This is a genomic window from Micromonospora foliorum (genome assembly GCF_022229015.1).
GTDB classification, from domain to species: domain Bacteria; phylum Actinomycetota; class Actinomycetes; order Mycobacteriales; family Micromonosporaceae; genus Micromonospora; species Micromonospora foliorum.
Window position 1 is genome coordinate 1 of the sequence record NZ_JAKKFF010000277.1, and the last position, 6,624, is coordinate 6,624.

Genomic DNA, 6,624 nt, shown 5'->3' on the forward strand with positions numbered 1-6,624 from the left:
GCGGGGCCGGCGCGGTCGGGTCTGGCAGTCGCCGGCCCGTGCGGGCATCGCGACGAGCGTCCTGCTGCGGCCCGGCGAGGCCGTGCCGGACCGTGGTTGGCTGCCGGCGACCCCCACCGGGTACGGGTGGCTGCCGTTGCTGGCCGGCGTGGCGCTGGTCGAGGCGGTGGCCCGGCTGGCCGAGCTGGAGGCCACCCTGAAGTGGCCGAACGACCTGCTGATCGACGACGCGAAGTGCGCGGGCGTGCTGGCCGAGGCGGTGCCCGGACGGTCGCCGGACCAACCGCCGGCCATCGTGCTGGGGATCGGGCTCAACGTGACGCTGCGCGCCGACGAGCTGCCGGTGAATCCGACCGGGTTGCCGGCCACCTCGCTCCAGCTGGCCGGCGCGGTGGCCACCGATCGGGATCCGCTGCTGCGGGCGCTGCTGCGGGCGGTCGCCGACTGGTACGACCGGTGGCGCTCGGCGGGCGGCGACGCCGTGGCCAGCGGCCTGCGCGACGCCTACCTGGCGGCCTGCGCGACGGTCGGCCGCGAGGTACGCGTCCTGCTTCCCAACGGCGACTCCCTGACCGGCACCGCCACCGGGGTGGACCCGGACGGCCAACTGATGGTCACCACTCCCACCGGCGCCCGAACCCTGGCCGCCGGCGACGTCCTGCATCTCCGCTGACGACTCGCAAGATCACGAAGGGGCCGAGTGGGGCCGCGTGGCGGATGTCGTGGTGGGGCTTGGGGGGTTTACCGTCTGCGCGTCCAGAAAATCGCGTTGGAGGTTCCCGTGGCGTTTCCCCAAGACGTGCTCACCGAGGACGAGCACGTCGTGCTGCACCTGCACCCGCACTGGAAGGCGTTGATCCGGCCGATCGCGGTGCTGGTGCTGGCCATCGCCGCGGTGGTGGTCGGCGTGCTCCTGTTGCCCGAGAGTGGCGGCGGTTCGATCGCGCTGGCGGTGATCGGGGGGATCGCCCTGGTCGCGGTCCTCTGGCTCGGTCTGTGGCCGTTCCTGGTCTGGCGCACCACCCACTACCTGTTCACGAACGAGCGAGTCCTGCTCCAGCAGGGTGTGTTCTCCCGCGACCGGCGGGACCTCCCGCTCGCCCGGGTCAACGACCACTCGATGAACCAGCGTTTCGTCGAGCGCCTGCTCGGCTGCGGGACGCTCACCATCGAGTCGGCCGGTGAGCGCGGCCAGTCGGTGCTCACCGACGTGCCGGACGTCGGAAAGGTGCAGACCACCCTGTACGAGCTGGTCGAGGCGCAGCACGACAAGCACTCGCTGGGCGATGGCGAGATGCGCGACATGCTCGCCGACATGCAGGACGGCAAGCCGCTGCGCGACACCACGACCTGACCGGACCGGTTGTGACCCGCCCCTGCCGCCGTGTCGGGGCGGGTCAGTCGTGTGGTTGAGCCTCGGCTGAGTCGCCGCTCTCCGTCGGGTCGCCGTCGGCGGAACCGGCGGTGGACGGGTCGGGCGCGATCGGGCCGCCGTCGGGCCGGTCAGCTCCGGGCCGGTCAGCGTCGGTCGGGGTGGAATCGGCAGCTTCGGCCTGGGCAGCTTCGGCCTGGGCAGCTTCGGCCTGGGCAGCTTCGGCCTCGGCGGGGTCGGCCTCGACCGGTCGCACGGCGAACCAGCCACGGAAGCGGGTCCGCAGCACCTCCTGCTCGGGCCGGTCGTCCGGGCCGAGGCGCAGCATGGTGCCGGTGAGGCTGACGGTGCCGAGCCCGGGGCGGGCGGTCGACGGCCGGGCGCCCATCACGTCCACCCGGACCGCGAGCCGGTCGCCGGCCCGCACCGGGGCGAGCCAGCGCAGCTCCTCCAGGCCGGGGGACGCGTCCGCGGCGGCCCGGGACAGCAGGTGGTCGACGTACGCGCGCATGAAGAGGCTGACCGTGTAGAAGCCGCTGGCGATCAGGCCGCCGTGTCGGCTCGCCGCGGCCAGGTCGGGGTCGACGTGGTACCACTGCGGGTCGAAGCGGCGGGCGAAGGCGACCATCTCGTCGGCGTCCACGGTGACCACGCCCAGGTCGACGGTGAGCCCCGGGACGAGGTCCTCGAAGAACAGCTCGGCCGGTCGCCCCGTGCCGGAGCGGGCGTCGGGTGTCGTCACCGGCGGGGCGCGCGGCGGGTGCCGACCTGCAGCTCCGCGGCGAGTTCCGCGTCCAGGTCGACGGCGGGGCTGACACTCAGTCGCGTGGGCCGACCCTGGACGGGTGCGCCAGATGGGGATTCGACGCGTTGCGCGGACTCCGCCTCCTCCAGCTCGGACACGGATTCCGCCAACTCGGCGACCGGGTCCATCTCCGCCATGGTGTCCCACTCGTCGCGGGGAATGTCGTGCCAGGTGGAGTCGGGCTTCGCGGCTTCCTCCTCGGCCGGTGCGACGGGTTGGAAGACGAAGGTGCGGTATGACCAGAACCGGAAAAGCGTGGCCAGCAGGACGCCGACGGTCTTGGCCAGATTCAGTGCCAGCAGACCGTGTACGCCGAGGCCGTACTTCGCCGCCGCGACGGCGCCCAGCTCAATGAGCAGACCAGCGCCGTTGAACAGGAAGAAAAGAAGGTATTCCCGGCGAAGCGCCGACTTCGGGCGATCGCGGTACGTCCAGTGCCGATTCATGAGGTACGACGTGATGGTGGCGACGATGGTCGCGATCACGGTCGCCTTCAGCTGACCATTGACGAAAACGGTCAGTGCAAGGGCATTGAACACCGCGTAATTGATGACGGTGTTGATGCCGCCGACGATGCCGAACTTGAGCGCCTCGTGGATGAACTTCTGCCAGCGCTCAGGCAGCAGGCGGACAAGACGCATGCGAAACACCTTAGGGCAGTCGGTGCGGCCGGTGATCACCGGCCGAACGGGATGGGCGGCAGGTCACGCCTCGTGGTCACGGTCGGGATTCACCTGCGGAAGGGTCGGGGTTCCCGCTTCGACGAAGACGAACCGCCGGTACGACCAGAATCGAAACAGCGTGGCGAACCCCGTGCCGACGATGTAGCTGGCGAGGTTGTCCGCCAGGCGAGTCTGGAACACGGCCGGCCAGATGGCGCCGAGCCCGTAGCGGCTGAGCGCGAGGCAGGCCACCGTGATGCCGAGACCGACCGCGTTGAAGAAGAAGAAGAGCGCGTACTCGCGGGCCGCGTTGTTGCGCTGGCGGTGCCGCCAGGTCCAGAACCGGTTGCCCACGAAGGCGACGGAGGCCGCGATCACGGTGGAGATCGTCTTGGCCGTCAGCTCTTCGACACCGTGTTTGCTCGTCAGGTAGTTAAAGAGCGCGAAGTCGACGAGGAAGGCGAAACCACCCACGGTGGCGAACTTGCTCATCTCGCGGATGAGGTGACCGAAGCGGTCGAGGAGTTTGCCGACGAGACCCCGTCGGGTCTGCCGGGGACCCGGTTGATCCCCGGTCATCGTGGCGGCCACGGAGGGAGCCTACCGGCTGCCGGCCAGTCACAGGGGTAGCACCGGGAAGCGGGCGTGGTCTCCCATGGGGCCCAGCGCCGCGTGCGTAACCACTGCACAGAGCGTAGCCAATTGGGAGGACTGAGCCGGCGCGGAACGGGAATCCCCGCACCGGTCGGCGGGGCAGGTCCACGGCCCGACCGCAACAAGCGTCCGCCGGGGTGCACAACAAGATTTGCGTGAAACTGCGCGGGAAAGCGGGTATCAGCTCGTGATGCCGCAGCGAGGCCGTAGCTTGTGCAGTTCTTCACAACCTGTCCCACTGACTCGGAAGGCTGCCCGGTTTACGCTGAGGCCAATCCCAGGTTTCCACGAAGGCGACGCATCGCGCCGCCGAGTCTCGTGCATCCCATAGATCGGTCAGCGTCGACCACAAGGAGATGTGTCATGGTTGCTCCGGCTGTTGTGCGGGGTATTGATCAGGCCCCGACGTCCCATCCGAAACTGCTCGCCTGGGTCCGTGAGGTCGCGGAACTGACCACCCCCGACCGTGTCGTCTGGGTGGACGGGTCCGACGAGGAGTGGCGCCGCCTCACCGATGAGCTGGTCGAGGCCGGCACCCTGATCCGGCTCAACCCGGAGAAGAAGCCCAACTCGTTCTACGCGCGCACCGACCCGACGGACGTCGCCCGGGTCGAGGAGCGCACCTACATCTGTTCCGTCGACGAGGCGGACGCCGGCCCCACCAACAACTGGATGGCGCCGGCCGAGATGAAGCGGACGATGACGGATCTGTACCGGGGCTCGATGCGCGGTCGCACCATGTACGTCATCCCGTTCGTCATGGGCCCGGTCGAGGCCGAGTCCCCGATGTTCGGTGTCGAGATCACCGACAGCCCGTACGTGGTCGCCTCGATGCGCATCATGACGCGGATGGGCACCCGGGTCCTGGAAGCCATGGGCGACGACGCGGACTTCGTGCACGCCCTGCACTCGATCGGCGCCCCGCTCGCCCCCGGCCAGCAGGATGTCGCCTGGCCGTGCAACGACACCAAGTACATCTCGCACTTCCCGGAGAGCCGGGAGATCTGGTCGTACGGCTCGGGTTACGGCGGCAACTCGCTGCTGGGCAAGAAGTGCTACTCGCTGCGGATCGCCAGCGTGATGGGCCGGGACGAGGGCTGGCTCGCCGAGCACATGCTGATCCTCAAGATCACCTCGCCGGAGGGTCGGGTCTACCACATCGCCGGCGCGTTCCCGTCGGCCTGCGGCAAGACCAACCTCGCCATGGTGGAGCCGACGATTCCCGGCTGGAAGGTCGAGACCATCGGCGACGACATCGCCTGGATGCGGTTCGGCCCGGACGGCCGTCTCTACGCGGTCAACCCCGAGTACGGCCTGTTCGGCGTCGCGCCCGGCACCGACTGGAAGACCAACGCCAACGCCATGCGCACCCTGGACCGGGGTAACTCCATCTTCACCAACGTCGGCCTCACCGACGACGGCGACGTCTGGTGGGAGGGCATGGGTGAGCCGCCGGCGCACCTGATCGACTGGAAGGGCAACGACTGGACGCCGGAGAGCGACAGCCTGTCCTCCCACGCGAACAGCCGGTTCTGCACCCCGATCACCCAGTGCCCGATCCTCGCCGACGAGTACTTCGACCCGAACGGCGTACCGATCGACGCGATCCTCTTCGGCGGACGCCGTAAGGACACCGTCCCGCTGGTGACCGAGGCCCGCGACTGGGTGCACGGCGTCTACATGGGCGCCACGCTCTCGTCGGAGACCACCGCCGCCGCGTCCGGCGCCGTCGGCGTGGTGCGGCGGGACCCGATGGCGATGCTGCCGTTCATCGGCTACAACGCCGGGGACTACTTCCGGCACTGGATCGAGATGGGCAAGGGCGCCGACGGCGACGAGGCGAAGCTGCCCAAGATCTACTACGTCAACTGGTTCCGCAAGGACCCGGACGGCTCGTTCCTCTGGCCGGGCTTCGGGGAGAACTCCCGGGTGCTCAAGTGGGTCGTCGAGCGGATCGAGGGCACGGCCGACGCGGTCGAGACGCCGGTCGGCATGGTCCCCGCGCCGAACGCCCTGGACGTCGAGGGCCTGGACATGACCCCGGAGGACGTCCGGATCGCGCTGAAGGTCGACCCGGACGAGTGGCGCAACGAGCTGCCGATGATCACCGAGTGGTTCGAGAAGTTCGGTGACAAGCTGCCCGGTGTGCTCTGGGCCGAGCTGGACGCGCTGCGCGCGCGCCTCGACGCCGCACAGCCGCAGCGCTAGGTGTGAAAGTCGCCCCGCGCGGGCAATGTCGGATCCCATGAGGACGGCCGCCGAGACCCAGGTCCGGCGGCCGTCCGCCGTCCGGGTGCTCACCACCCTGCTGGCCACGACTGCGGCGGCCACCGTCGTGGTCGAGCTGCTCAACTGGTGGTACGCCCCGGAGCAGGGTTTCGGGTTGGCCGTTCGGACCGGCTGGGCCATGCTGCGCTCGTTCGGCTTCCTGCTGCTGATCGGGCACGTGCGACGGGGTCGCACGGTGGCCCGCCCGTTCGGGCTGATCCTCGCGGTCACCACGGTCTTCGCCGTCGGCCGGCTCATCGTTCCCCGGCAGGGGGTGCCGCCGCTTCCCGGCCTGCTCGGCTTCGCGATCCTCACGGCGCTCTGTGTCGCGGTGGTCTGGTTGCTCTACCGCTCGTCGGCGTTGGCCGGGCACCTGGTCCGGTACCGTCCGCGCCTGGTCATCGACCGGGACGGCATCTCCTGGCGGGAAACCCCTCCACGCCGACCGCAGGCCAGCGCCTGGTTGTTGACCAGCCGGGTGGCGGCCTTCACCTACAGCCCGCTGATGCTGGTGCCGGCCCTGGTGGCCGGGGGTTCCATCCTGGATGGTCGGCTGACCGCGGTGCCGGCCGTGCTGTTCTGGTTCGGCGCGGGCATCACGGCCAGCTACGCGGTGCTGTTCTGCACCGCGTTCCTGATGCGGGGCAAGGACTGGGCGCGGGGCCTGCTGGTCGTCGTCACGGTGGTCGTACTCGCCGTGGACCTGCCGCTGTGCTGGTGGCTGCTGGGCGTGGACGGCCTGGTCCGCGACGGCGCCCCGCTACTGGCCGCCGCAGCGCTGACCCTCTACGGCCTACGCCGCGCCGCCCGCGCCGAAGACCACGTCCCAGCCTGAACGGCGACCCCACCCCACCCCACCCCAC

7 protein-coding genes and 1 pseudogene are annotated in these 6,624 nt (G+C 69.9%); 4 read left to right on the plus strand and 4 right to left on the minus strand.

Annotated features, from left to right (window positions below; genetic code table 11):
* Together PSH25_RS20445 and PSH25_RS20450 are read left to right on the plus strand one after the other, a co-directional pair.
* A partial coding sequence (locus PSH25_RS20445; protein ID WP_238660625.1) for a biotin--[acetyl-CoA-carboxylase] ligase occupies window positions 1-673 on the plus strand: 673 nt, incomplete at its 5' end.
* A 108-nt stretch (window positions 674-781) separates the two neighbouring features.
* Window positions 782-1,354 carry a PH domain-containing protein gene (locus tag PSH25_RS20450; RefSeq protein WP_238660626.1) on the plus strand — a complete coding sequence of 191 codons (573 nt, stop codon included), beginning with the start codon at window positions 782-784 and terminating at the stop codon, window positions 1,352-1,354.
* A 43-nt stretch (window positions 1,355-1,397) separates the two neighbouring features.
* Here the strand turns inward: PSH25_RS20450 and PSH25_RS20455 are convergent, their stop codons facing one another.
* The 4 genes and pseudogenes from PSH25_RS20455 to PSH25_RS34215 all read right to left on the minus strand — a co-directional run.
* Entirely contained in the window at window positions 1,398-2,114 is a 717-nt protein-coding gene (locus PSH25_RS20455) for a MaoC/PaaZ C-terminal domain-containing protein (RefSeq protein ID WP_238660627.1), read from the minus strand.
* Window positions 2,111-2,818 (minus strand): GtrA family protein, encoded by a 708-nt coding sequence (locus PSH25_RS20460; protein ID WP_238660631.1) that lies wholly within the window; start codon window positions 2,816-2,818, stop codon window positions 2,111-2,113. Before PSH25_RS20460 ends, PSH25_RS20455 begins: the two co-directional genes overlap by 4 nt.
* Before the next feature lie 63 nt (window positions 2,819-2,881).
* Window positions 2,882-3,418 (minus strand): GtrA family protein, encoded by a 537-nt coding sequence (locus tag PSH25_RS34210; RefSeq protein WP_274527718.1) that lies wholly within the window; start codon window positions 3,416-3,418, stop codon window positions 2,882-2,884.
* Window positions 3,419-3,630: 212 nt separating this feature from the next.
* Window positions 3,631-3,720 (minus strand): annotated as a pseudogene (locus PSH25_RS34215) (GtrA family protein); the annotation flags it as partial.
* 136 nt (window positions 3,721-3,856) lie between these two features.
* Between PSH25_RS34215 and PSH25_RS20470 the strand changes: the two are divergent.
* Window positions 3,857-5,701: a phosphoenolpyruvate carboxykinase (GTP) gene (locus PSH25_RS20470; RefSeq protein ID WP_238660629.1), complete on the plus strand. Its 1,845-nt coding sequence runs from the start codon at window positions 3,857-3,859 to the stop codon at window positions 5,699-5,701.
* Between the two features lie 37 nt (window positions 5,702-5,738).
* Window positions 5,739-6,596 (plus strand): hypothetical protein, encoded by an 858-nt coding sequence (locus PSH25_RS20475; RefSeq protein WP_238660630.1) that lies wholly within the window; start codon window positions 5,739-5,741, stop codon window positions 6,594-6,596.
* Window positions 6,597-6,624: the final 28 nt, after the last annotated feature.